This window comes from Niveispirillum fermenti, from assembly GCF_052474395.1.
The window spans coordinates 2,789,169-2,814,820 of sequence record NZ_CP156681.1 but is presented as its reverse complement, the minus strand read 5'-3'; the positions used below and the strand labels follow the sequence as shown (position 1 = coordinate 2,814,820).

The 25,652-nt window shown below is 65.8% G+C and carries 22 protein-coding genes; 13 read left to right on the top strand and 9 right to left on the bottom strand.

The features are described 5' to 3' along the window. Together ABC728_RS24245 and ABC728_RS24240 are read right to left on the bottom strand one after the other, a co-directional pair. Entirely contained in the window at positions 1-2,067 is a 2,067-nt protein-coding gene (locus ABC728_RS24245) for a TonB-dependent receptor family protein (protein WP_445376524.1), read from the bottom strand. 117 nt (positions 2,068-2,184) lie between these two features. Next, positions 2,185-2,580, bottom strand: coding sequence for a hypothetical protein (locus ABC728_RS24240; RefSeq protein WP_416620148.1), 396 nt, complete (start codon positions 2,578-2,580; stop codon positions 2,185-2,187). Positions 2,581-2,787: 207 nt separating this feature from the next. On the opposite strand from ABC728_RS24240, the gene ABC728_RS24235 reads away from it, so the two are divergent. Continuing rightward, entirely contained in the window at positions 2,788-3,489 is a 702-nt protein-coding gene (locus ABC728_RS24235; protein WP_416620149.1) for an RluA family pseudouridine synthase, read from the top strand. A gap of 27 nt (positions 3,490-3,516) precedes the next feature. Beyond that, complete coding sequence (locus ABC728_RS24230; protein ID WP_416620150.1) at positions 3,517-4,275, top strand: sulfite exporter TauE/SafE family protein; 759 nt, start codon at positions 3,517-3,519, stop codon at positions 4,273-4,275. A gap of 43 nt (positions 4,276-4,318) precedes the next feature. On the opposite strand, the gene ABC728_RS24225 is transcribed toward ABC728_RS24230, so the two are convergent. After that, positions 4,319-5,155: an MlaA family lipoprotein gene (locus ABC728_RS24225; RefSeq protein ID WP_416620151.1), complete on the bottom strand. Its 837-nt coding sequence runs from the start codon at positions 5,153-5,155 to the stop codon at positions 4,319-4,321. Between the two features lie 240 nt (positions 5,156-5,395). Between ABC728_RS24225 and ABC728_RS24220 the strand changes: the two genes are divergently transcribed. The 8 genes from ABC728_RS24220 to ABC728_RS24185 all read left to right on the top strand — a co-directional run bounded on the left by ABC728_RS24220 (position 5,396) and on the right by ABC728_RS24185 (position 15,605). Beyond that, positions 5,396-6,742, top strand: a complete 1,347-nt coding sequence (locus ABC728_RS24220) for a lipopolysaccharide biosynthesis protein (protein ID WP_416620152.1) — start codon at positions 5,396-5,398, stop codon at positions 6,740-6,742. Further along, on the top strand, positions 6,739-7,890 hold the full coding sequence (locus ABC728_RS24215; RefSeq protein ID WP_416620153.1) for a hypothetical protein: 1,152 nt from the start codon (positions 6,739-6,741) through the stop codon (positions 7,888-7,890). Before ABC728_RS24220 ends, ABC728_RS24215 begins: the two co-directional genes overlap by 4 nt. 156 nt (positions 7,891-8,046) lie before the next feature. Then, positions 8,047-9,780 (top strand): fatty acyl-AMP ligase, encoded by a 1,734-nt coding sequence (locus tag ABC728_RS24210; RefSeq protein ID WP_416620154.1) that lies wholly within the window; start codon positions 8,047-8,049, stop codon positions 9,778-9,780. Further along, positions 9,761-10,726 carry an NAD-dependent epimerase/dehydratase family protein gene (locus ABC728_RS24205; protein WP_416620155.1) on the top strand — a complete coding sequence of 322 codons (966 nt, stop codon included), beginning with the start codon at positions 9,761-9,763 and terminating at the stop codon, positions 10,724-10,726. Before ABC728_RS24210 ends, ABC728_RS24205 begins: the two co-directional genes overlap by 20 nt. Positions 10,727-10,939: 213 nt before the next feature. After that, the gene (locus ABC728_RS24200) at positions 10,940-11,191 is read left to right on the top strand and encodes an acyl carrier protein (protein WP_416620156.1); all 252 of its coding nucleotides are present in this window, start codon (positions 10,940-10,942) and stop codon (positions 11,189-11,191) included. 2 nt (positions 11,192-11,193) lie between these two features. Then, the gene (spt, locus tag ABC728_RS24195) at positions 11,194-12,408 is read left to right on the top strand and encodes a serine palmitoyltransferase (protein WP_416620157.1); all 1,215 of its coding nucleotides are present in this window, start codon (positions 11,194-11,196) and stop codon (positions 12,406-12,408) included. Between the two features lie 310 nt (positions 12,409-12,718). Beyond that, entirely contained in the window at positions 12,719-14,905 is a 2,187-nt protein-coding gene (locus ABC728_RS24190) for a TonB-dependent receptor (protein ID WP_416620158.1), read from the top strand. Positions 14,906-14,924: 19 nt separating this feature from the next. Beyond that, positions 14,925-15,605 (top strand): Fe2+-dependent dioxygenase, encoded by a 681-nt coding sequence (locus tag ABC728_RS24185; protein WP_416620159.1) that lies wholly within the window; start codon positions 14,925-14,927, stop codon positions 15,603-15,605. A 66-nt stretch (positions 15,606-15,671) separates the two neighbouring features. On the opposite strand, the gene ABC728_RS24180 is transcribed toward ABC728_RS24185, so the two are convergent. From ABC728_RS24180 to ABC728_RS24170, 3 genes are read right to left on the bottom strand one after another with little or no spacing between them, the layout of a single operon-like run. Beyond that, positions 15,672-16,679: a uroporphyrinogen decarboxylase family protein gene (locus ABC728_RS24180; RefSeq protein WP_416620160.1), complete on the bottom strand. Its 1,008-nt coding sequence runs from the start codon at positions 16,677-16,679 to the stop codon at positions 15,672-15,674. Further along, positions 16,676-17,131, bottom strand: coding sequence for an adenylyltransferase/cytidyltransferase family protein (locus ABC728_RS24175; RefSeq protein ID WP_416620161.1), 456 nt, complete (start codon positions 17,129-17,131; stop codon positions 16,676-16,678). Before ABC728_RS24175 ends, ABC728_RS24180 begins: the two co-directional genes overlap by 4 nt. Further along, complete coding sequence (locus ABC728_RS24170) at positions 17,128-18,507, bottom strand: hypothetical protein (protein ID WP_416620162.1); 1,380 nt, start codon at positions 18,505-18,507, stop codon at positions 17,128-17,130. The genes ABC728_RS24175 and ABC728_RS24170 overlap by 4 nt, the downstream gene beginning before the upstream one ends. A gap of 519 nt (positions 18,508-19,026) precedes the next feature. Here ABC728_RS24170 and ABC728_RS24165 point away from each other — a divergent pair. Continuing rightward, the gene (locus ABC728_RS24165; protein ID WP_416620163.1) at positions 19,027-20,655 is read left to right on the top strand and encodes a DEAD/DEAH box helicase; all 1,629 of its coding nucleotides are present in this window, start codon (positions 19,027-19,029) and stop codon (positions 20,653-20,655) included. 10 nt (positions 20,656-20,665) lie between these two features. Here the strand turns inward: ABC728_RS24165 and ABC728_RS24160 are convergent, their stop codons facing one another. After that, complete coding sequence (locus ABC728_RS24160) at positions 20,666-20,842, bottom strand: hypothetical protein (protein ID WP_445376523.1); 177 nt, start codon at positions 20,840-20,842, stop codon at positions 20,666-20,668. 92 nt (positions 20,843-20,934) lie between these two features. On the opposite strand from ABC728_RS24160, the gene ABC728_RS24155 reads away from it, so the two are divergent. Next, positions 20,935-21,870: an IS110 family transposase gene (locus tag ABC728_RS24155; protein ID WP_445376268.1), complete on the top strand. Its 936-nt coding sequence runs from the start codon at positions 20,935-20,937 to the stop codon at positions 21,868-21,870. Positions 21,871-22,053: 183 nt separating this feature from the next. Here the strand turns inward: ABC728_RS24155 and ABC728_RS24150 are convergent, their stop codons facing one another. After that, a complete protein-coding gene (locus ABC728_RS24150) occupies positions 22,054-24,231 on the bottom strand; it encodes a TonB-dependent siderophore receptor (protein ID WP_445376522.1) in 2,178 nt (725 codons plus the stop codon). 137 nt (positions 24,232-24,368) lie between these two features. Beyond that, positions 24,369-24,704, bottom strand: coding sequence for a DUF1491 family protein (locus ABC728_RS24145; RefSeq protein WP_416620028.1), 336 nt, complete (start codon positions 24,702-24,704; stop codon positions 24,369-24,371). A 90-nt stretch (positions 24,705-24,794) separates the two neighbouring features. On the opposite strand from ABC728_RS24145, the gene surE reads away from it, so the two are divergent. Beyond that, the gene (surE, locus tag ABC728_RS24140; RefSeq protein ID WP_416620027.1) at positions 24,795-25,625 is read left to right on the top strand and encodes a 5'/3'-nucleotidase SurE; all 831 of its coding nucleotides are present in this window, start codon (positions 24,795-24,797) and stop codon (positions 25,623-25,625) included. The last annotated feature ends 27 nt before the right edge of the window (positions 25,626-25,652 follow it).

Genomic DNA, 25,652 nt, shown 5'->3' with positions numbered 1-25,652 from the left:
TCAGAACTCCGCCTTCAGGCCGGCATAGAGCGAACGCCCTTCACCGGGATAATAGACATTCAGGTTGGCACCCGGCGCCGCCGCATTGGCCAGCGTGCTGACGGACGAGACATAGCGTTCCTTGAAGATATTGCGCATTTCCGCATAGGCCCGCAGCCCCGGGGCCAGCGTCAGCCCGGCATTGATGCTCCACACATCGTAGCCGGGTGCGCGCAGGCTGTTGGCATAATCGATCCAGGCGCCGTCCGGCACCCATTCGACGCTGGCGCCGATATGCCAGCTGTCGCCATCCTTCAGGGTCAGGCTACCCTGATACAGGTGGCGCGGTGCGCCGGCCAGGTCGCGGTTTCCGTATTGGGCATCGCCGTCAAAGAAGAAGTCGTTCAGCATGTAGACTTGGCTCAGCACGACGCTGCCCTGGCCCGACGCGAACAGCCCGCTGGCCAACGCGACGTCCAGCCCGGCCTCGACACCTTGGTGGATGGTCTTGTCGGCATTGAAGGTGCTGGCCGGAATATCGGGATTGGTCGTGAATTGCAGATATTCGCCGCGCAGCCATGAACGATAAAGCCCGATATCCCAGGTGAAAGCGCCGGCCGTGCCGCGCGTTCCGGCTTCCGCCGTCCAGGCCTTCTGCGCGCCCAGCGGCACGAATTGGGGCACCGGCGCCTGCACCAGCTCCGAGAAGGTCGGCGGCTCTTCCGAGCGTGACACATTGGCATAGAATTGCGGCCCGCCATCGGCCTGGTAGAGCACGCCCAGCTTGGGGTTGATGGCGTTGAAGCTTTTCTGCGCGTCCATGGCGGGGTTGATATTGTTGTCCAGTTCCCGCCGCGCCCCCATCACCTGCAGCCCCGCCACCAGCGCCAGTTCGGGCCGCAGATAGGTGCGGCTTTCCAGATAGGCTTCCGCCTGCTTGGCGTACTGGTCCACATCGGCCGTTCTGGCCCCGCGGCTGCCGCGCACATTGACATATTGCAGGGCATCGACATGGCCATAGCGGCCCTGCAGGCCCAGCACCAGTTCATGGCGCAGCGTTCCGATCCGGCCCGTGTCGGTATAGCGCAGATAGGCGCCCGCATCCTGGCTGTCCTGGTCAATGACCTGGAAGATGGGGTGGAACAGCGACTTCACGTTCAGATAGCCGCCCACATCCAACTGGGCATCGCCGTCCAACTGGAAACTCGTCCGGTTCGACAGGCGGATGGAATTGATATCGCGGCTGTAATCATTCTGATTGTTGACGGCCGGGGCCAGGCGCGGGCTGTCCAGGGCAGAGGACAGCGAGACCGTGCCCGGCACTTCCTGCTGGATATGGTTGGCCGAAAGGTAGAAGCGCGTTTCGATGCCTTCGGTCAGCTTGATGCCGACATTGCCGGCCAGACGGGCCGTCTGCTGCGCGCTCTGTTCACGGTAGCCGTCCGACCGGATGCCGTTGATGCTGATGAACCCGTCCACGTCAGGACCAGCCGCCGCACCCGTGGCCGCTAGGCGCAGTGTGCCGAAGCTGCCGCCATCCACCGACAGGCTGTAGGGGGAATTCACGGTGCGGCCCGTCGGGGTCGCGACATTGATGGCCCCGCCCAGGCTGGCGGCGCCATAGCGCAGGGCGTTGCCACCCTTGAAGACCTCCACATAGCGGGCCTGCCGGGGGTCGATCTCCTGAAAATCAGTGGAGCCGTCGGCCAGATTCACCGGCACGCCGTCGATCAGCAACTGGATGCCGCGCATGTGGAAGCCGCGCGACAGGCCGGAACCGCGGATCGATATCCGCACCTCTTCGGCAAAACGCTGCTGGGCGAAGACACCGGGGGTGTTGGCCAGCATGTCCTTGAAATTCAGGGCATACCGGTCCCGGAACGCTTCTGCGGTCACCAGGGCCACGCCGCCGGGTGTCTTTTCGATCTGCTGGCGGGCCTCCTCGACCGAGGGGGCCGTGGGGCTGCCGGAACGCAGGCCGACCACTTCCACCGCGCTGCCGGCATCAATCGACATTTCCGCAGCGGCGGGCAGGGACAGGCAAAGGGCTGGCAGGCAGGCGCCGGCCAGCAGGATTGAGCGGGACATGGGCTTTCCTTCATCTTGATCCAGGCCGGCGCAAGTTCATTCCGCTTACGGAATATCTTCCCTTGCGCAGGCATCGGGCAGGTCCGGCCATGGCGGTCATGGCCGGGAACAGGGGGATCAAGCGAAGGCGGGTGGCGCGCGCGGTGGCAGGTCGCCGGGTGGACGCAGATAGGATGGCGACAGGCGGTAAGAAGCCGGCTGTCGGACAAGGCGCGCAGGGATACGGAAGACCAGCAGCAGCGCCAGTGCCAGCAGCAATGGACCGGGCAGGGCGGCCAGGGCCGCGAACAGGCACATGGAATCGCCGGGCGCCGGCATGTCGGCGGTACGGAGCGGCTGTCCGTTCTTGTCGACCAGCAGGGTGCTGTCCAGGCCGCCGGTGCAGATGACGAGCGGCAGCCCCCCTTCTCCCATGGCCGACAGGTCAGGCATGTAGCCGGGCGGGATCATGGCACGCAGGAAAAGGGCAAGCAGCAGCAGGCCGGCAAAGAGCGTTCGCCCATGCCGCAACATCGTTCCCGTTCCCGTTGGTGACGCCTGCTTCCTCATCGCACCGGTTGATGCGCTGCATGTGGGATGCTGTCAAGTCGTGGGCTTGCGACCTGATGGCGCGCCTGACATCTGTGGCGGCGCGGCCATCCTCGCGGCGCTGATCGGTGTTTTCCCCGTGCGTGCGCATGTCGATGCGCTTATGAGGAAGCCGGACAGGAGGGAAATGGCATGCCCAATTCGGCGCAGCAATGGCGCGACCGTATTCTGTACCAGGACGATCAGGTCATCGTCCTGGACAAGCCATACGGGCTTCCTGTCCATTACGGAACCAAAACGACTGATCATCTGGAGCTGTACCTGCCGTTGATCGCCGGGGACCGGCCGGAACCGCCGCGGCTGGCCCATCGCCTGGACAAGGACACGGCGGGCTGTCTGGTGCTGGCCCGTGACGCGGCGGCGGCGGCGCGGCTGGGCGCCATGTTCCTGGATGGCCGGGTGCAAAAGACCTATTGGGCGGTGGTACTGGGCCGGCCCCGCGGGGATGGCGGCGTGATCGACATGCCCTTGCTGAAAGTCCGTGTGCCGGGCACATCGAAAATGCTGGTCGATGTGGCCGGCAAGCCGGCGCTGACCCGTTGGGAAAGACTGGACGGTGCGGATGGCCTGTCGCTGCTGGAACTTCACCCCCGTACCGGCCGGATGCATCAGTTGCGCGCACATTGCGCCTATATGGCCATGCCGATCCTGGGGGACCCCATCTATGGTGCGCAGATGCCGCCCCCGGTGCCGCTGCACCTGTTGGCCCGGTCCATCCGCTTTCCCCGGCTGGATTGTTCCGGAGCCGAAATTATTGCCACCGCACCGCCCCCGCCGCATTTTATGGCAACCTTGGCGCGAATGGGGGTGACGGGGAGCGGTGTTGCCGCCTAACCTGCGCTGTTTTTACCGGGAGGCTGGATGATCGAGGAGATCCTGCTGTTCGTGGCGGTCGGCTTCGCCGCACAGATGGTTGATGGCGCCATCGGCATGGCCTATGGCGTGACGGCCAGCACTGTCATGATGTCGATGGGCGTTCCCCCGGCGACAGCCAGTGCCAGCGTGCATGTGGCGGAAATGTTCACGACGGGTGCGTCGGGGCTGGCCCACTGGCGCCGGCGGAACGTGCGGCCGGAACTGGTCTGGCGCCTGGCGCTGCCCGGCATGTTGGGCGGCGCGGCCGGGGCCTATCTGCTGTCGGGCATTTCGGGTGAGATGATCAGGCCGCTGATCGCAATCTATCTGCTGGCCATGGGGGGGCTGATCCTGTGGAAGGCCATGCACCCGCCGCCGCCGCACGCGCTTTCCACACGCAAGGTGGCGGGGCTGGGCCTGACCGGCGGCTTTCTGGACGCCATCGGCGGCGGCGGCTGGGGACCCATGGTGGCCAGCACCCTGATCGGCGGCGGGACGACGCCGCGCTATGCCATCGGATCGACGAACCTGGCGGAATTCTTCGTCACGATGACGATATCCTTCACCTTCGTCTTCACCATCGGTCTCAGCCTTTGGCCGGCCATCCTGGGCCTGATCATCGGCGGGGTCGTCGCCGCCCCCTTCGCCGCGATGGTCACGCAGAAGCTGCCCGACAAGCCCATGATGATCCTGGTGGCTGTCGTCATCATGCTGCTCAGCCTGCGCAACCTGGTGGAGGTGGTCGAGCGCTGGCTGAGCACATGAGGATGCTGGATGGAGGGGAAGCTGCCAGGGCTGGAAGCTGGCATCAATCCTCGTAATCGGGAATTTCCGGCATCTGGTCCACGGCGGGCTTGCCATCGCGGATCCAGCCATCGCGGCGCTGACGGTACAGCGAGCGCATCGCGGCATAATAGTCGAAGCTGTTGCGCTTCACATCGTCGAGCGCGTCCATGTATTCGGCGCGGGTATCCAAAGCCGTCAGCCCGGCGCGGGTATAGTTGAACCAATCGCGGTCGGTGTTGGACGCATAGTTGGTGACCGGGTCGGCCATGAGCTCCCCGGCAAGACCCGTCGCGTCGCGCAGCGAGGATGAGCCCAGCAGCGGCAGCACCAGATACGGCCCCTCCGGAATGCCCCAGACGGCCAGGGTCTGGTCCAGGCTCTCATACTCGTAGGGGATGCCGTTATGACCCGCCACGTCGATCAGGCCGGCGATGCCGATCGTGCTGTTGATCATGAAGCGGGCCAGCACGTTGGCGGCGCCGTCGAAATCACCCTGCAGGAGCTGGTTGGCGAAATCCAGCGGCGAGCGAAGGTTGCGCAGCGCATTGCGCACGCCCTTCTGGGCGGGGGTGGGCAGGACGGCGCTATAGACCTGCGCCGCCGGCTTGATCAGCACCATGTCCACGCCTTCATTGAACCAGAAGATGGCCCGGTTCATGGGCTCCAGCGGGTCGTTGACATCCTCCGCCCCTTCGAATTCCACCTGCAGGGCAGGGGCTTGCGCCTGCGCCGCGTCGGGCGGGGGGGCACCGGCCGGCATGCTGTCCTGCGCCGCCACCGGCAAGGTCGCCAGCGCGGTCGTCATGAGCGTGACAAGCGCCGTGCGACGCAACAGGTGGTCAACGGACGGACGGAGCATGAGCGGGCCTCGGATGGTCACGGTGGATGATCACGGGGGAAATCTGGTGTGGAGAGTGCGAACCCTGTTCATTTAGGGCCGACGCGCTTGCAGCAAAGTGATAACAGTCACAGCTAATGGCGCCATTGCCAACGCTGCATTTCGTCTATTCCGGCATGCATGGCCTAGGCGTAGGACAAGCATGCTGCTAAATGGGCGGGAATACTCATTTCAGACAGTGCCTTGCCCGTGGCCCGACCCTTGCCCCGCCTTTCCATCGCCGGCTGGTTCCGTGACGACCGCCTGCGCCGCCTGTTCGGCAATGCCGGCATCCTTCTGGGCGGCAAGACGGTGAACGCCGTCGCCGGCCTGGCCGGACTGGCCATCGCCGCGCGCGCCCTGGGTCTGGAGGCTTTCGGTATCCTGATCCTGATCCATACCTTCACACAGACCATCGGAGAGATCGCCAAGTTCCAGTCCTGGCAGGCCGTGCTGCGATACGGCACACCGGCCTTGACGGAAGGGCGGGTCAGCGATTTCCAGCGCCTCCTGCGCTTCACAGCCCTGCTGGATGGCTGGAGTGCGCTGGCCGGCACGATCCTGTCGGTTCTGGTGGCCTGGGCGTTGGGCCCCTATTTCGACTGGCCGCCCGAACTCATGCCGGCGGCCCTGGTCTATGTCACCTCCGTGCTGTTCATGGTCCAGGCGACGCCCACCGGTGTGCTGCGCCTGATCGACCGGTTCGACATCCTGTCGGTGCAGAGCACGCTGGGCGCCATCATCCGCATGGTGGGCGGCGGCATCGCCTGGGCGATGGGTGGTGGCATTGTCGCCTTCCTTGTCGCCTGGTACATCGCCACGGCCTGGGCCGGCATCTATCTCATCGCCAAGGGCTGGTCCGAACTGCGCAAGCGCGGCCTGCTGGACGGGTATTCCTGGCGTGGCGATGGCCAGCCGGTGACACGTGGATTCGACGGGGTGTGGAGCTTTGTCTGGTCCACCAACCTGTCGGCGACGCTGGAACTGGCCTATACCCATATCGGCACGCTGGCCGTGGGCTGGATGCTGGGCCCGCGCGAAGCCGCCCTGTTCCGCATTGCGCGTCAGTTGGGCGAGGCGCTGGCCAAGCCGGCCAAGCTGCTGATCCCGGCGATCTATCCGGAACTGGCCCGTATGACGGCGGCCGGTGAGCATAAGGAGATGCGGGCCCTGATCGAACGGTCGGCCCTGCTGGCCGGGGCGGGGGCCATGCTGGCCCTTGTCGTCTGCTGGCTGATCGGGGAAATCGGTTTGCGGTTGATCGTGGGCGAGGAGTTCGTGGCCGCATATCCCGTCATGATGTGGCTGGTGGCAGCGGCGGTCGTCGGCATCTGGTCATTCCCCCTGGAACCCGTCATGGTATCGGCCGGGGAGGCGCACAAGGCCCTTATGGTGCGGGCCTGGACGACCGCGGTCTATATCCCCGTCCTTCTGGCGGCCATCCACTGGTTCGGCCTGATCGGTGCCGGGTGGGCACGGATGTTCTCCGCGGTGCTGGTCCTGGTGGCGTTCCTGGTGCCGGTCGTGCGGTGGTTCCGGCGGCGTTTGGCGGAGAACGAGGGGGCATGAGGGTCGGTTTCGTCTATAACAGCCAGAATCACCAGATCCTGCACAGCCTGCCCACGGCCCTGGAACTGTCCGTCCTGCGTCCCGACTGGCAGGTGGAGATCCTGGCCCCCAGCCGGGGGCACCTGGACTATATCGAGCAGTTTCTGCCGCTCTATCCCGGTGCCCGTGTGACCCTGACGCGGCTGTGCCAGCCACTGGCGGTCGATATCATGCGGCGGTTCCGGCCGCTGCCGGTTCCGCCGAAGGTCTGGTCCCTGCTGCATAACCGCACCCTGCTGAACGGGTTCGACGCGCTGGTCATGACCGACAAGACCAGCCTCTGGCTGCGCCGTTTCGGCGTCCACCGGCCGAAACTGATCAATACCGAACACGGGGCGGGCGACCGCGATGTGACGGTGGACGCCCGCGTCGCCAAATTCGACTTCAACCTGATCCCCAGTCCCAAGACGGCGGCCTGGCTGCTGGAGGCGGGGTATCTGCGGCCCGGGCATTATGCCGTCGGCGCCTATGCGAAGTTCGATATCATCCGGCGTCGGCAGGGCAGCCAACTCCCCCTGTTCGCCAATGGCCGGCCCACCGTGCTCTACAATCCGCATTTCGAGCCTGAGCTTTCATCCTGGCCCGGAGTTGGCATGCGGCTGCTGGACATCATGGCCCGGCAGGACCGTTACAATCTGGTCTTCGCCCCCCATATGCGCCTGTTCGATCCGCCCCGGCCGCATCACCAGGCGGCGTTCGCCCGGTATCGCGGTCTGGAGCATATACGGATCGATCCGGGCAGCGATGCCAGTTGCGACATGACCTATACGCTGGGGGCCGACCTTTATCTGGGCGATGTCAGCAGCCAGGTCTACGAGTTCCTGTGGCGGCCGCGTCCCTGCCTGTTCCTGAATACACATGACGTGGCCTGGCGCGACAATCCGCGCTACAGGTTCTGGACCCTGGGTGCCGTGCTGACGGGTGTCGAGGATATCGTTGCCCGCCTGGACCAGGCCTTTGCCACGCATGCGCAGTGGCGGTCGGCGCAGGAGGCCGCCTTTGCTGCCAATTTCGACCTGTCGGTGCCTGATCCCGGTCGCCACAATGCCGGTCTGCTGGCCGATTGGCTCGCCTCTGCCGGACCGGGGAAGGACCGGGGCACGGCATGAAGGGCGATGCGCCGATTGCCCGAACGCCCATGCTCTGGTAAGAGCGCGCTGAAGCGTGCCGCCAGCGGATGGGGGCACGATGTTGTTGCGTCCATCGTGAACGGCCTTCATTTTGCGATCGGGCGCCTGCCTCGTCTTTGTTCGGAACCGTCTGCCATGGTCACTGCCACCCCTTCCAAGCATGCGCTTTCCACCCGCCGGGCGGATTTCGCGACGGTGCCGGAGGCGATCGCCTATGCCGCCCGGGGGGAAACCGGCCTGAATTTCTATTCGGGCAAGGGGGAACTGACCGAAAGCCTGACCTATGCCCGGCTTTACGATGAGGCGCTGCCGCTGGCCCGCCGCATGCTGGCCAAGGGGCTGGTGAAGGGTGACCGGGTGGCCATCATCGCCGAGAGCGACGGTGATTTCATGCGGGCCTTCGCGGCATGCCAGTTCGCAGGCCTGGTGCCGGCCCCGATGCCGCTGCCAGCCGCTTTCGGCGGCAAGGACGCCTATATCGACCATATCCGCCGCATGATCCAGGGGGCCGATGCCGCCGCGGCGCTGTCCCCGGCGGCACTGGCGGACTGGCTCTGTGCCGCTGCCGACGGGTTGGGGCTGAAGGCGGTCGGCACCCTGGCCGTGTTCGACGGGGTTGAGGCCGGCAATATCGCGCTGCCGGTCGTGACGCCGGACGATCTCTGCTATCTGCAATTCTCTTCCGGCAGCACGCGCTTCCCGCTCGGGGTGGCGGTCACACAGCGGGCATTGATGGCCAATGCCCATGCCATCACCCATCACGGGCTGGGTATCACGGGGAATGACCGGTGCGTCTCCTGGCTGCCGCTCTACCACGACATGGGGCTTGTCGGCTTTCTGCTGACGCCGCTGGTCTGCCAGGTGTCCATCGACTACCTGCCGACGCGGGAGTTCGCGCGCCGCCCGCTGCTGTGGCTCAGCCTGATTTCCCGCAATGGGGGCACGCTTTCCTACAGCCCCAGCTTCGGCTATGAGCTGGCGGCCCGTCGTGCCGAAACGGCCTCCACAGAGGGGATCGACCTGTCCACCTGGCGCGGGGCCGGCATCGGGGGCGATATGGTGCGGCCGCGCGTGTTGCGCAAATTCGCGGAAACCTTCGCCCCGCGCGGCTTCCGGGCCGAGGCGCTGGTGCCGTCCTATGGCATGGCGGAGGCGTCGCTGGCCCTGTCCTTCGCGCCACTCGATACCGGTCTGGTCACCGATCTGGTCGACCTGGACCGGCTGGAGAATGATGCCGTGGCCGAGCGGCCGGGTGCCGGCACAGTGCGGTCGCGCGAATTCGTGCTGAACGGCCCCGTGCTGCCGGGTCATGCCCTGCAGGTGCGCGATCCGGACGGCGATGTGCTGGGCGAAAGGCAGGTGGGCCGCCTGTTCGCGCGCGGGCCGTCCCTGATGCGTGAATATTTCAACCGCCCGGAGGAGACGGCGGCTGTGCTGTCGCCGGATGGCTGGCTGGATACGGGTGACCTCGGCTACCTGTGCGATGGCCAGATCGTCATCACCGGCAGGGCCAAGGATCTGATCCTGGTGAATGGGCGCAACATCTGGCCGCAGGACCTGGAATGGTCGGCCGAACATGCCGTGGAGCAATTGCGCAGCGGCGATGTGGTGGCATTCTCCGTCGATGGGGAAGGGGGGGAGCAGGTGCTGGTGCTGGTGCAATGCCGGCCCACCCAGGCAGACGCCCGCGCCGCCCTGGCCACCCAGGTGCAGGGCGTGCTGCGTGCCGCCCACGGGCTGGAGGTGAAGGTGGTGCTGGTGCCCACCCATTCCCTGCCGCAGACCTCCTCGGGCAAGCTCAGCCGCACCAAGGCGCGGCAGATGTATCTGGCCGGCGCGTTCGGCCCCGATGCCACCGTCGCCGCCTGACATGCGGCTGGCCGCCATCACGGGTGGCACGGGCTTTCTTGGCCGCTATATCGTGGCGGCGCTGCATCGTGCCGGCTTCCGGGTCCGCATGCTGGTGCGGCAGGACCCGGTCCATCCGCTGCTGGCCGAATGCCGCCCCGAACTGGTGCTGGGCGATCTGCGCGACGCGCAGGCACTGGCCCGGCTGGTGGAAGGGGCCGACTGCGTCATTCACGCTGCCGGTCTGATCAAGGCCGTGGACCGCGTCACCTTCTTCGCCGTGAACGAGGGCGGGTCGGCGGCCCTGGGGCAGGCGGTGGCGGCACATGCCCCGGGGGCGCGCCTGCTGGTTCTTTCCAGCCTGGCGGCCAGCCAGCCGCACCTGTCGCACTATGCGGCCAGCAAGCGGGCGGGGGAGGAGGCGGCCATTGCCGGTTTCGCACGGGGGGACTGGGTGGTCGTGCGGCCACCGGCCATCTATGGCCCGTGGGACCGTGAAACCCTGTCGCTGTTCAAGGCTGCGGCCGGGCCGCTGGTGCCCGTTATGGGAGGGCCGCAGGCCCGCATCGCCATGATCCATGCGGCCGACGCAGCCGGCGCGGTTGCAGCCCTGGCCATGCCCGGCGGGCCGCGGGCCCGCATCTTCGCCCTGTGTGATGGTGTCGCAGGGGGCTATGACTGGAGCACGCTGCTGGATTGCGCGGCCGATGCTGTGGGGCGCCGTGCGCTGCGCGTCCGCATGCCCCTTGTCCTGCTGCGGGCAGCGGGGCTCGGCGGCAGTCTTCGCGCAGCGCTGACGGGCCGCGCCACCATGCTGACCTGGGCGAAAAGCCGGGAGATCAGCTTCCCGGACTGGTCGGTCGCGTCGCAGGAACTGCCGCCCGATACGCTCTGGCAGCCGCGGATTTCCCTGTCCGCGGGCTTCATGGAAACCGCCCGATGGTATCGGGAACAGCGCTGGCTATAGTGGGCGGGAACAAAACGCACAGCAAACTGTTGCGGAATTGCCTATCAATGTGTCATCTGTCACAGATGCTCCTCACGATCCGTGGTTTGTTCTTGCATCCTATCGCGTTGCAATTACCTTACCGGAACGTGACGCTTTTTTGCACGATGCGGGGGGGCACCGGCATCGTATTGGGCATGACTAACGGTTCGACTGATCCCTGGGGCACATTGAATGACCACCGACGTCAATGAAATCGTCGACGTAATCATCGCTGCCCTTGGGCCAACCCTGCCAACGCCGGTCACCATCACAACGGAGACCAGCATCACGCGCGATCTCGGCCTGGACAGCTTGGCCGTCATGGATTTCGTGATGGTGCTTGAAGATAAGTTCGACGTCTCGATCCCGCTGGAGCGGATCGCCGAAGTCGAAACCATCGGCGACCTGGCCAGGACTATCCAGGAACTCCGGGGGCGCGGCTGAGCATGACGATTCTTGCCAAATACACCCAGCTTCGTGAGCATTACCATCGCATCGCGGGTGCTGGCCGCGACCCATTCACCGTTCGCTTCGAACGGCTGATCTCCTCCACGGAAGGCGTGCTGAACGGCCGCCGGACCATCCTGCTGGGGACCAACAATTATCTGGGCCTGACCTTCGACCAGAGCTGCATCGACAAGGGGGTCGAGGCGCTGATCGAACAGGGGACGGGCACGACCGGTTCGCGCATTGCCAATGGCAGCTACAGCGGCCATGCCGACCTGGAAACCGAACTGGCCGATTTCTATGGCCGGCAGCATTGCATGGTCTTCACGACCGGCTATCAGGCCAATCTGGGGGTCATCTCCACCCTGGTCGGCAAGGATGACATCCTGGTCATCGACAGTGACAGCCATGCCAGCATTTATGATGCCGCCAAGATGACGGCGGGGCAGGTCGTGCGGTTCCGTCACAACGATCCCGACGATCTGCACAAGCGTCTGCGCCGTCTGGCCGACCATCCCGGCAACAAGCTGGTGGTGGTGGAAGGCATCTATTCCATGCTGGGCGATGTGGCCCCGCTGAAGGAATTCGCCCAGGTCAAGCGGGAGAATGGCGTCTATCTTCTGGTGGACGAGGCCCATTCCATGGGCGTGCGCGGCGATACGGGCCGCGGTGTCGCGGAAGAGGTCGGGGTGGAGGCCGATGTCGATTTCATCGTCGGCACCTTCTCCAAGAGCCTGGGGGCTGTTGGCGGGTTCTGCGTCTCCGACCTGCCGGACTTCGACGTGATGCGTGTGGCCTGCCGGCCCTACATGTTCACGGCCTCGCTGCCGCCGTCGGTCATCGCCAGTTCGCTGCAGGCGCTGAGGCGCCTGCGGGAGGAGCCGGGCCTGCGTCACCGCCTGACGGCCAATTCCCGGCGCCTGTATGACGGGCTGCGCAATCTGGGATTCCAGGTCGGACCGGATTGCAGCCCGATCGTGGCTGTCTCCCTGCCGTCCAAGGAACTCGCCATCGCCTTCTGGAACAAGCTGCTGGAATCCGGCCTGTACATTAACCTCGCACTGCCGCCGGCCACGCCGAACAGCCTGTCGCTGTTGCGTACCAGTGTCAGTGCTGCGCATACGCCGCAGCAGATCGATCAGGCGGTTGAGATGTTCGCGAAGGTCGGCCGGCAGTTGGGCGTGCTGCCCACGCTGGTCCAGGCCGCCGAGTAAGCCGGGCCAGGTCCGTCCCGCCCGATCTTGCATGATCAGAAAGCCCCACGAACACCGATGGTGTTCGCGGGGCTTTTCTGTTGGAGCTGAATCCCTCGGGACATGGACGCCCAATCTGGCAGACCCTGATTTCTGCCCTTCAATGAAGCATGGTCCCGGCCGCTTTCCCCGCCATCCATGACCTTTCGCAAGCTCCATGCGATTTTGCGGACAAATCATTATTGCGAGTTGTTGTCATTATCGATATCACCCCTTGTGAATTGACCGGGAGCAAGCCCGGCATCGACAAGGCAGTTGGAAGGGTGTTGAAATGATCCGTCGTCGCCTGATAAGCGCGATTACCACCGGTGCGACCCTGGCAGGGGGGAGTGCGCTGGCGCAGCCGGCCCAGCAGGCCATGACCGATGAGATCGTCGTGACCGGCCGTTACCAGGCCGACAAGCTGTCAACGCCCCAGCATGCCTTGCCGCTGGTCGATACGCCGCAATCGGTGACGGTGATTGCCGATGACATGATGGCCGAACAGGGGCGGCGTACCCTGCGCGACGCCATGCGCAACATCACAGGCGTCAGCTTCCAGGCCGGCGAAGGCAATCCGCCGGGCGGTTCGGATGCGTTCAATGTCCGTGGCTTTTCGGCCCGCGACGATATTTTCGTCGATGGCATCCGTGACCCCGGCAACTATTTCCGCGACCCGTTCTATGCCGAGCGGATCGAGGTCACCAAGGGACCGGCGTCGGCTTTCGCGGGGCGCGGCAATGTCGGCGGCACGGTGAATATCGTGACGCGCCAGCCCCAGATGAAGAACCGCATCGGCGGTGAGGTTGGGGTTGGAACCGCGTCGTTCTATCGCGGGACCGCCGATATCAATCAGGTGGTCAATGCCGATGCCGGGATTGCCGTCCGTCTGACCGCCATGGCGCACAGCGCCGGCGAACCCGGCCGCGACCATGTGGAGAACAAGCGCTGGGCATTGGCGCCGTCGGTGGGTTTCGGCCTGGACGGCGACACGAAGATCATCCTCAGCTATCTGCATCTGCGGCAGGATGACCGGCCCGACGCCGGCCTGCCCAACGGTCGTAACTTCAGCCTGGGCGGCTCCGGATTCGAAGGGCGGGTAGCGCCGGTGGACCGCAGTAATTTCTACGGCTACGCTACGGATTACCGCGATGTGGAGACCAACACCGTCACCGCCCGCATCGAACACAATTTCTCCGACAGCCTCTCCATTGGCAATATCACGCGCTATGCGCGGGTCCATAACGACCAGATCATCTCTTCCCCCCGGTTCGTCGGCACGGTGACCAGCCTGGGGCCGAATACCCAGGCTGTCGGCAACCGGAAGCCGCGCAACCAGGTCGACCAGCTTTTCATCAATCAGACGAACCTGACCGCCACGTTCGATACCGGCGCCATCAAGCATACGCTGGTCGTGGGTGGCGAATATGTGGACGAATCGAATGAGAACCGGCGGCGGCTCGATGCCAATGGGCCGGCCACCAGCCTGTTCAACCCCGTTCTCCAGTCAGCGGCGCCGATCGCCTATAACGGGACGCGCGCCCGCACCGATGTGGAAAGCGCGGCGCTTTATGTCTTTGATACGATCGAACTGACCGAGCAATGGAACATTGTCGCCGGGCTGCGGCACGATTGGGTGAAGACCCGGGCCCGCGGCTTCGATGATGTCGGCACCCTGCCGAACTTCGCCATCGATTACACGATCAAGGACAGCGAATGGAGCGGCAATGCCGGGCTGGTGTTCAAGCCGACCACCAATTCCAGCCTCTATGTCGCCTATGGCACCTCGTTCGAGCCCGGCAGCGGGGCGGAGGTGGTGCAGCTTGCCGGTGGCAACAACAACCCGCCTGTGACCGGCGCCAACTTCTTCGTCGAGCCGGAGACGTCGCAGGCCTGGGAAGCGGGTGCCAAGGTCGAACTGATGGATGGTGCGTTGCAGCTTTCCACCGCGCTGTTCCAGATTATGCGGGATAATGCCCGCACGCCCGGCGTCAATCCAGGTGATCCCGCCGTGGTACTTGACGGCGCGCAGCGTGTGCGCGGCCTGGAAGTGCAGGCGGTCGGCCGCGTCACGGCACGCTGGAACCTCTTTGCCGGCTATACCCATCTGGACGGCAAGGTGACCAGGTCCAACCGGCCGTTCGAAGTGGGGCAGCGGCTGGATGGCGCGCCTGCCCATTCCGCATCGGTCTGGACCAGCTACGCTGTCACGGATGATCTGCTGGTGGGTGGTGGCATGCAATATACGTCCAGGCGCAACAGCAATGTCCGCGCCTCGGCCACTGCCGATTTCGTCATCGTGACACCGTCCTATACGGTGTTCGATGCGTTTGCCGAGTATCAGTTGACGGACAGGGTCAGCCTGCGGGCCAATGTTTACAATATCGGTAATGAAACCTATTTCTATTCCTTCGCCAGCGGCCAGTCGATCCCCGCGGCCAGCCGTTCGGGGACGCTGACGCTTTCGTTCGAGATGTAACCCCAAGGGGCCGCTTCACATGATGCTTGAGCTTGAAGCGGTCCTGGATGCGGATGCGGTTCGCCGCATCCGCGCCCTGTTCGAGACGGCCCCCTGGGTCGATGGCAAGGTTACCGCCGGTTATCAGTCCGCCCTGGTCAAGAACAATGAGCAATTGCCCGGGGATTGTCCGCAGGCGCGGCAGGTGGGGGCGGAGATCCTGACGGCCCTGTCGCGCAGCCTGCTGTTCCAGTCGGCCGCACTGCCCAGGGCTGTCTTTCCACCTCTTTTCAACCGCTATAGTGTCGGGCACGGCTTTGGCGCGCATGTCGATAATGCCTGGCGACCCCTCGCTGACGGGCGCCGGATCAGGACTGATCTTTCCGCCACCCTGTTCCTGTCCGACCCGTCCGACTATGATGGCGGAGAACTGGTGATCGAGGATGGTCACGACAGCAAGCGGGTCAAGCTGCGCGCCGGCAGCATGTTCCTTTATCCGGCTACCACCCTGCACAGCGTCACCCCGGTGACCAGGGGCGTGCGCTTGGCCTCCTTCTTCTGGATTGAAAGTCTGGTGGCCGACGCAGGCCGGCGCGACATCCTGTTCGATATGGATATCGCCATCCAGTCCCTGCGCCAGCGTGTGGGCGATGACGACCCGGCGATGATCACACTGACCGGCTGTTATCACAATCTGCTGCGCACCTGGTCGGTCGGCTGACCGGCAACTGACGCCGCACCGCTTGTGCGGCGTCGCCTGGCCGACGGATGTTGGCGCAAAACGGTATCAGGGGCGATCGTGCCGGGGGGTGCGGGCCATCTGCACAAGCATGTCCAGATTGGCGGCGGGAACCGACAGGGGCAGGGAACAGCCGGGCGCCAGGACGAAACCCGGGCCCTTCAACCGGGCCAGCAACCCGGCCACCTCATCCGTGCATCGGGCGGCGGTGCCATGGGTGATGGCGCCATCGGGTCGCGGCCCAGTGGAGAGGCTGCCGCGGCTGGCCAGCAGGCTCTCCGGTGCCGGATTGCCGGGCGACGGATCATAATGCAGCAGGGCCTGCCGCGCCGTGGCGAACAGTTCATGATGTATCCCGTCACCATGCAGGTGCAGGATGTTGAAGGGCAGGGCCGACGCTGCCGCCAGGCAGGCCAGGTCTCCTGACAGGCACAGGCTGGCATAGTCATCGGCCGTGAACAGGGGCTTCCGCGCCGTCTGAACGGCCAGGAAGATGCCATCGGCCCCCGCATCGGCCAGGGCCGTTACCAGCCGCCGGCAATTTTCCGTCAGGATGGCGAGCCCCTGTGCCACCGCGTTCGGATCAGCGTGGCGGTGCCGGTCAAACATGCCCGGTGGCGCCAGTTTCACGGCCAGACTGGCCGGGCCGTACAGTGTGGTCAGCAAGGGTATGCCGGCGGGCAGCCGCCGGCGGATCAGCCGCGTGGCGGCCACGATGCGCGCCGCAAAGCCGCCGCCGGGATTCAGCAGCGGCAGGCGGCCCCAATCCGACATTGTTTCCACGATTGTCCGTGTGATGCGCCGCCGGCCCAGGGCGTCGGCCGGATCGGGCGCATCCTCCACCCCGTAATCGCGCAATTGCCAGGTCGATGCCGGTGTCAGCTTCACAAGGTCCAGGTCGAACCGCGCCTGCCAGGCCAATGTCGCGTCGGCCAGCATCCCGGCATCCTGATCGGCGGCCGGATGATGGTGATGGGCGAAGACCGGGCATATGGGCGCGGGCGTACCGGCCAGCACCAGACCCAGCAACTCCCCATGGCGTGGCAGGATTGTCATGCGGAAGGGGGAACCGGGTTCGGGCCCCGTCGCAGGCGGGTGCTGGAAATGCCGGCAGCACGTGGCAGGAAATGCACGGTGATGCCGCGCGCCAGCAGGGCGGGTTCCAGCCTTTGCCAGCGCGGCGTGTGCTGCCAGTCGGCGCCGATGAAGGCGGCATTCACCCCATGCGCCTCCAGAAAGGCGGCGAAGGTGCTGGTATCGTCCATGGACACCGACACGGCCAGCGCCTCTCCCACACAAGCCAGGCCCGCGACGAGTTCACGCCGCTCGGCCTGGGACACAAGGGGAGGGTGCCCCTTGACGCGCATGATGATCTCGTCGTCGGGGATGCCCACCAGCAGGCGACGACAGCGCGCGGCGGCGGCCTGCAGATAGCGCAGATGCCCCACATGCAACAGATCGAACGCACCCGATGCATAGCCCAGTGCCGGCATGCGGATATCCGTCATGTCCCGTCCCCCGTAAGGCGCGCGGCGATATCCCGCGCCAGCCCGTGCGCGGCCAGCCTTTGCGCCAGATGCCGGGCCATGTCGGTCCGTCCCGCCATCAGATTGTCGGCCAGCCGGATGGCGGCCACACTGCCCAGATAGGCGGTGAAGCCGCGCAGGTTGGGGGCGGCCACCAACGTGTCGAAACACGGGTCCGGTGTGCGCCAGTCGCCATAGGTCGCGGATAGCAGGGCGGCCGGATCATCCGGCTGCGGCAGCCGGCGACCCAGTGCCGGCACATCGACCAGCCGGGAGGTGAAGGCGGGCACCGTGGCTTCGCGAAGAATGACGCCCGACGGATGCCGCCAGCGAGAAACGAACCTTTCCCCCTCCCGCCCATATTCGGTGATGTCGACCGTCAGCCCGGTGGGCTGGTGGACCAGGGCGCGGAAGCCCCCGCTGTCCACCCCATGTGGCTGGGGCCTGAAATCGCCCGTGCTGACGAGTGTTTCCGCGACCTGTGCGCTGGTGGCGGGCGGCATGACCGCAAGGTCGATATCCTGGTCCCCCGGCAGAAGATCGCCATCGCGGGCCAGCCCCAGAAGGGTGCCGGCATGGATCACGACGGGCAGGCCCCGCGTCAGCACCAGCCGTTCGATCACGGCCAGGATGCGGGACTGGCGGCGGCGGGTATTAATACGCGCCGTCATGGCCTTGTCGCCCACGGGTGCCTGATGTGCTGTCAGATGCGACGCAAGCGACAGCGCGATGGCCGTGCTTTCGGCAAAGCGCAGCCCCCCATGCAGTGCCATGGCCTGCTGAAGCTTCAGAAGATGATGCACCGCCACCTGTCCGGCCGGTACCGCCCTCACCAGGCGGGTGATTTCCGCAAGGACCTGTTCATGCTGGCCCAACAGGCATTGAATCTCCCAGCGTGGCGGCAGCAGGGATAGGGGGATCTGCGTCAGCCCGCGCTCGCGCTGGCGCATCCAATGCAGTTGCGCGGCGGGATCGGCTTGCCGCCCTGCAATGGCGACCATCAGTGCCATCCCGGTATCCGGCCTGTCCGGCAGGGACATCAGCCGTTCGGCGCAGCGCTGCGCCTGGTCCAGATAACCGGCGCCCAGCGCCAGCACCCCCTCGCAGCGGGCAAGATGGTGTGGCTGGAACAGGCTGCCCAGGTCGGCAAGCACTGTCAGCGCCTCCTCCCACCGTTCCCCGACGGTGGCGGCATTGACCAGCAGGTCGGCCAGCACGGGTGCCGGCTGCTGGCGGAACGCCAGCAGCACATCGGCATAGGCTTCCTGGACCTGTCCTTCGGCCAGCCGCCGGTTCACACGGGCAACGAGATCGGCAGGCCCCTGACCGGGTGGCGACGGGGTGGTGGATGCCGGCAATGATCGATCCCCGATTGGGCGACAAGGGAAGCTGAATATCGGTTGAAGCCTGCCACAGTGGCCGGGCCAGGGTGAAGCGGAAATGGTTGTCCGGGGATGGGGTGCAATGTATGGGTGCGGGTGTCGATGCGCGGGCAGGTTCCCTGGTCCGCGGCAGTATCGTCCGCATGCCCTGCGCCGGGCGCTGCCCAGCCTTGTCGGCGCCATTGCCGATTTTTGTGGCGCCAGGGGGGCGGGGCCCCCATATTCCGCAGCGTACCGAGTGGCTGTGGGGCCCCCGGTGGCCCATGATGCGCCACCATTAAGATACGCCCCGTTGATGAAAGTCGGGTCGTGTCGCTGCCCATCGCCTGATGGTGCCGCCCTTCGCTTTCCGAACCAGTCGAGCCGCTCATGCGCAACCGTCGGCGACGGGGTCCTCCCGCCGTCCGTCATCCCTTGCGCTCTCCCCGGCGTCAGGCCCTTTCTGCGGCCTTGCGCGGGTGGTGCGCTCGTCTGTTGTTTGAAGAAGGCATCTCCTTGACCATCACCTTTTCCGAACTCGCCCTTCCCAGCCACCTGATGCAGGCCGTGGCCGAACTGGGCTACACCACCCCCACCCCCATTCAGGCCCAGGCCATTCCCGCCGCCCTTGCCGGCAGCGATGTGGTGGCTTCCGCCAATACCGGCACGGGCAAGACGGCGGCCTTCGTGCTGCCGGCGCTTGCTCGCATCGCCGCATCGCCCCGTCAGGCCGGGTCCTGGGGTCCGCGCGTGCTGGTGCTGACACCGACCCGCGAGCTGGCCAGCCAGGTGCTGGACCAGGTTCGCCTGCTGTCGAAGTTCGGCCGCATCCAGACGGGTTCGGTGCTGGGCGGCATGCCCTACCGCGCCCAGATCGAGATGCTGCGCCGGCGCGCCGACCTGATCGTTGCCACGCCGGGCCGTCTGATCGACCACCTGGAAAATGGCAAGGTCGACCTGACCTGTGTCGAGATGCTGGTGCTGGACGAAGCCGACCGTATGCTGGACATGGGCTTCCGCGATGCGGTGGAACAGATTTCGGGCGCCTGCCCGGAAGGCCGTCAGACGCTGCTGTTCACCGCCACCCTGGATCGTACCGCCGAAAAGCTGGCCAGCGCGCTGACCCGCGACCCCGTGCGTGTCGACGTGGCCGGCAAGGCCGTGACGAACACCGCCATCGAACAGCGCTGGCTGCGCGCCGACGGGCTGGACCACAAGCACAAGCTGCTGGGCCGCCTGCTGGAGGATGAGGCGTTCGGCAAGGGCATCGTCTTCGTCGCGACCAAGGCCGATTGCGACAGCATGGCCGATCTTCTGTCGGAACAGGGCCATCGCGCCATGCCGCTGCATGGCGACATGCAGCAGCGCGAGCGCAACCGCGTCGTGCAGTGGCTGCGTGACGGCCGCATCAATGTGCTGGTCGCCACAGATGTGGCCGCCCGTGGCATCGACATTTCCGACCTGTCGCACGTCATCAATTTCGATCTGCCGCGCGTGGCGGAGGATTATGTCCATCGCATCGGCCGTACCGGCCGGGCCGGTGCGACCGGCGTGTCCTACAGCCTGTTCACCCGCACCGACCGCAATCTGGTCCGTGCGATCGAACAATATACGGGCCAGCCGCATGTCCAGACCACCCTGCCGGGCCTGGAACCCCTGCCGGAGCAGGACCGCAAGCCCCGCTTTGGCAACAAGCCCTATGGCAACAAGGGCGGCCATGGCGGCAAGCCGTTCGGCAAGGGCGGCTGGAACGGCGAACGCCGGGAAGGCGGCTGGCAGGGTGAGCGCCGCGAGCGTCGTCCCGACCGGTTCCACGGCGATGCCGCCCCGGCTCAGGCCGAGGGCGACCGTCCGCAGCGCGCCTGGCGCCCCGACGCCAATCCGGTTGGCGGGGGAGAGGGCTTTGCCGGTGGGGAACGCGGCCAACGCGGTCCGCATCCCCACAAGGCCAATCCCTACAAGCCGCATGCCGGGAAGGGCCGGCCGCATGGCCATGGCGGTGAGGGCCGCGCCGACTTCCGCGGCGATGGCCACAATGCCGGCGAGGGCCGCCGCGAGTTCCGCGGCGAACGCCGTGGCGGTGAGAACCGTGAGGCCAATGGTGGGCAGGCACCGGCGCGCCGGCCGTTCCGTCAGCCGGGCTGACGCTTTCCGGTCACTGGAGCGTGTTTCCGGTGACCGGAAACCGCTCCAGGCTTTCGTTTTCCGCAAGCGCCAGCGCCGCATCCGCGGCTTGTGTTTTCGAAATGTCAGTAAGATGTGTGATCGCCGGCCGGGGCATGCCCCGGCCGGCGATCCGTCCGGAAGACCGCTCCGTGGAAAGGTAGATCATACACCGTAGCCAAGCATGGTTCTCCGGTCGGCCCCTTCATTGACCCGAACAGTTGCTTGGGGTTGCAGCCCCGTACGTGCAAGGCAGGGAGTATGAAGATGGCACAACAGGACTTTATCATCGCCCTGGACGTCAGCAAGGCCCGTCTGGACGGGTTGGATGCCGAGACAGGAGAGGCTTTCCAAGTCGAGAATGCCGAGGCTGGTTACAGTCTCCTTCGGCGACGGTGTGGCAAGCGCGCCGTGCAGGTCGTCCTGGAAGCCAGTGGTGGCTATGAGCGGCCGGTCATGGAGGCTTTATCGAAAGCCGGCATTCCCGTCCGCCTCGTCGATCCTCGCAAGGTCCGGCATTTTGCCAGGGCGCATGGACGCTGGGCCAAGAATGACCGGCTGGATGCCCGGATGATCGCCGCCTATGCCCAGGCGATCCCCGGAGCCGCCTACCAACCCGATCCGGAACGGGAGGTCCTGGCGGAACTGGCCACCTACCGGCGCCAGTTGCTCGACGAGCAGACCATGGTCAGGAACCAGGCCCAGACCCTGGCGGATCCGGAACTGCGCCGCTTGGCCAAGCGGCGCCTGGATGCCATCGCCCTGCTGATCCTGCGCCTCGACAAGCGCATTGCCGAGCAGATCGCGGCATCCAAAACCTTGAAGGTCAACGACAACCTGCTCCAGTCCATTCCTGCTGTCGGGCCGGTGCTGGCGGCCACCCTGCTGGCCCATATGCCGGAGTTGGGCACACTGACACGACATCAGGTCGCCGCCCTGGCCGGCGTTGCCCCGATGGATAACCAGAGCGGCAAACGCGATGGCCCGCGCAGCATCTACGGTGGAAGGCCCGTTGTCCGAACCGTCCTTTACATGGCTGCCGTCGTCGCCAGTCGGCGAAATCCACCCTTGGCCGCCTTCTATAAAAAACTCATCGCCGCTGGAAAGAAGCCAAAGGTTGCCCTCGTTGCCATCATGCGAAAGATCGTCGTCCTCGCCAATGCCATCATCCGCGATCAGAGAACTTACGCCGCATGAAAACAGTTGCTTGGCTGACGCGCCACAAGGCGCGTAGCGGCAGTCGCCGCCCTACCAACTTGGCGATAGGTTCTATTCATCGCCAAGTCGGTGCAAGGCAATGAAAAACGCCGCAGGGGAGATGATCCCCTGCGGCGTTTCTTTTGGAACCGGGCGGCGGCGGTTGCCGGAAGGGAAGGACGGTCAGAACCGTACTGTGCCCGTCATCACCCATTGCCGCGGGGGCTGGGGATAATAGGCATAGGGGCCGTCATTATTGGCGGCGATGAGGTTCACCTTGCGGTCCAGCAGGTTGCGCCCCGTCAGTGTCAGGTCGACATCTTCCAGCCCCGTCCAGGTGACGGCACCGTTCAGCAGGGCATAGCCCCCGGCCCGACGGCTGTTGGCGCCATCATAGGCGTAATCGCCTGAAATATCGGCCCAGCCGCGCAGGATCAGGTTGGCCGGGGCGACGACCTGCACCAGTTCCACCCGGCCGGCATGGCGCGGCACGCCGGCCACGTCCTTGCCCGTGAAGTCGAAGGGCCGGTTGGTGTCTGGTTCCAGGAAGGCGTTTTCCGTCCAGACGGCGCGGGTATAGCCATAGGACAGGATCAGCGTCAGCCCCTCGTCCAGGGTGGCATTGGCGTCCAGTTCGATGCCACGCGACCGTTGCCGCCCGTTATTGATGGTACGCGCGCTGCCGCCGACGGGCAGCAATTGCAGAAGATCGCTGCGCCGGAGCTGGTAGGCCGTGACGCTCGCCGTGAAGCGCCCATCCGCGCTGCTGCCTTTCAGCCCGGCCTCGATATTACGGGCGATTTCGGGGTTCAGGCTGGTGTCGCGATTGCGGAAGGACCAGATCGGGCCGTAACCGGGGCTGAATCCCTCGCCATAGGTGGCATAGGCGGTCACATGATCCGTCATCCGCCACAGGGCCGAGGCCTTGGGGCTCAACCGGCTGTCGGTATCCTTGACGGTCGTTTCCGGGTCGGGGCCATAGCCGCTGCCCGACGGACCGTAATGCACGCGGCGCTGGAACCGGTCGAACCGCGCGCCGGCCGACAGGGCGACGCTACCCCAGTCCGCATCCACCTGTGCAAATCCGGCCTGGGTCCGGTTGCGGGCCCGGGCGTCCAGCAGCCGGTCGGACTGCCAGAGCCCGGTATCAACCGGGGCGCCTGTGGCGATGTCGCGCCGTTGCATGTAGAATTGCGGCCCGAAATCGAATTCACCTGTCCAGGTCTCGATATGGTGTGCCTTCACCTGTTCCGCACTGGCCCCGGCCAACAGGCGCCAGGCGTCATCAAGCCGGATGTCGACCTGCTGCTCGGCGAACCAGGTGTCGGTGCTGCCATCCACGCGGAACCCCGTGAAATCCACGGTGCCGGCCGCCGGATCGAACGGGTTGAAGAATCCCTGTCTGCCGGCGGTGTTGGCGTGGCGGGCATGCAGGCGGGTCGTGCCCGTCACGGCGTCCGACCATGCGCCGCTCAGCACGGCCGTCCCCGTCCACATGCGCTTGTCAAACCCGGCATCATCCTGGTTCCAGTTGGCCTTGCGCCCGCCAGGCAGGGGGATGGGAATGCCGTCGGCGTCGGTCGGCAATTCCCCGGCCAGACCCTGTTCGGTGTTCACATAGGTGCCGGTCAGGTTCAGCACCATGGTCTCGCCCATATCCAGGCGCTGCTTCACGAACAATGTCTGCTCGCGCCGGTCGGTCCGGTCGCGCCAGCCATCGGACCGCTGTGCCTGGGCCGATATCAGGATGGCGCCGGCATCGCCGGTGGGCCGCTGTACCATGGCGGCGGCATTCCACCAGCCATGCGACCCAATGCCCGCCTGCGCCTGGGACAGCGGTTCATCCATCACCGCGCGGGTGATGTAGTTGATGGTGCCGGCGATGGCACCCCGGCCATAAAGCGCGCTGGTCGGTCCGCGGACGACATCCACCTGCCCGACGACGCCGAAGGGCAGTTGTTCCATATCCACCTCGTCATCACCGGTGACGAAGGGAACGCCGTCCATCAGAATGGTGATCGTATCGTTATGGACGCGGTTGGGGACACCGCGGATGGTGATGTCGGTATAGGTGCCCTGGTCGTTGGTCTTCACGACAAGACCGGGCAACCCGCGCAGTTCCTCGCCGATGAAACGGGTGGCCCTGGCCTCGAAATCATCGCGGTCCACGCGGGACACGCTGGCCGGGGTATCGCGGATGGTGCCGGCCCGGCGCGACGCGGTGACGATGATCTCGTCCAATGCGGTCTGGCCGGCCGGGGAAGTTTCCACCGCCCAGCCCGTCCGGCTGGGGATCGACAGCGCCAGCAGGGCGGTCGCGGTGAACAGAATACGGGCGTGACGGGAGTGGGATGTGTTCATGGGTTGCGGAACCAATGTCTGGGGTTCGATCCGGGTTCCGCGCCTGAATTCACGAAATTGCCCGCCGGCGCAAGGAAAAGCCGGGGGCGGATGGCTGCATTGCGTGTGCCGGGCGTGCGCCGGGGGGACGGGCGGGATCAGTCCTCCTCCAGCTCGAACGGGTTCGACCCGTCGCGGGTTTCCACCTCGATCACCCAGAGATCGGGGTCGCGCCGCACATGGCGATCGACAAAATCCCGCGCTTCGCCTTCATCGATCATGGCACCGGCGGCACCGGGCACCCAGCCCAGCCGGCCATTGATGTCGCGGCCCTGGCTGAACATGCGGCACCCCTGGAAGGGAACGGTGACCTTCAGCAGCACCAGGCCGCTTTCCCGCTCCCCCTTGCGCAGTACATAGGCGGGCACACCAGCGGCGCTCAGCCGCCACAGGTGACCCTGCACGAACAGATGGGTGGGCAGACGTTCTTCCATGGGCCGGCACCTTCGTTCTTTCTCGACTTCAAACGCCTGTTCGATTTGAATGGGCGGCAGGAACCGACAACCAACACGAAGGACCGGCCGATGCAAGCCCCCGCATCCCCGCTTTTCACCCGCGCCCTGCTGACCAATGACGACGGGATCGATGCACCCGGCATGGCGGCCCTGGTGGAGGCGGTGACGCCGTTGGCCCGTGAGGTGTGGGTGGTGGCGCCCGAACACGACCAGTCGGGCGTTTCCCGTGCGCTCAGCCTGCATGCTCCGCTGCGTCTGCAGGAGCGGGGTTATCGCCGCTATGCCGTGTCGGGCACGCCCAGCGACTGCGTGGTCGTAGCACTGCGCCATGTATTGCGCGACCAGCCGCCCGATATCGTCTTCTCCGGCATCAACCGTGGCGCCAACATGGGGGAGGAGGTCGGCTATTCCGGCACGGTCAGCGCGGCCCTGATGGCGCGGCTGTGCGGTGTGCCGGCCTATGCCGTCAGCCAGGCCTGGCGCGACCGCCGCCACATCCGCTGGCACAACGCCATCACGCATCTGGCTGCCGTTGTCGAACGGTTCGGCACGGCACCGCAATCGGTGCTGAACGTGAATTTTCCCGATGTGGAGCCGGAGGAGGTGGCGGGCATCGCCGTGACGCGGCAGGCCGGGCCGGGCAGCATGGTGCTGGATGTGGACACGCGGGAGGATACGCGCGGCTTCCCCTATCACTGGCTGTCCATCCGCCGGCAGCCGGGGCAGGGCGGGGAGGGGAGCGATATCGATGCCCTGCGCCAGCGCCGGATCAGCGTCACGCCGCTGGGCTTCGACCTGACCGATCCGGTCGTGCTGTCGGCCCTGGCCGCAGGCGGCGTGGCCCCCGTCGCACCAGCGGCCGAACCGGCAGAGTCGCAATCCGGTCCCCATCTGCGTTAGGGTTCCGGCATCCCGCCCCACCGCCGG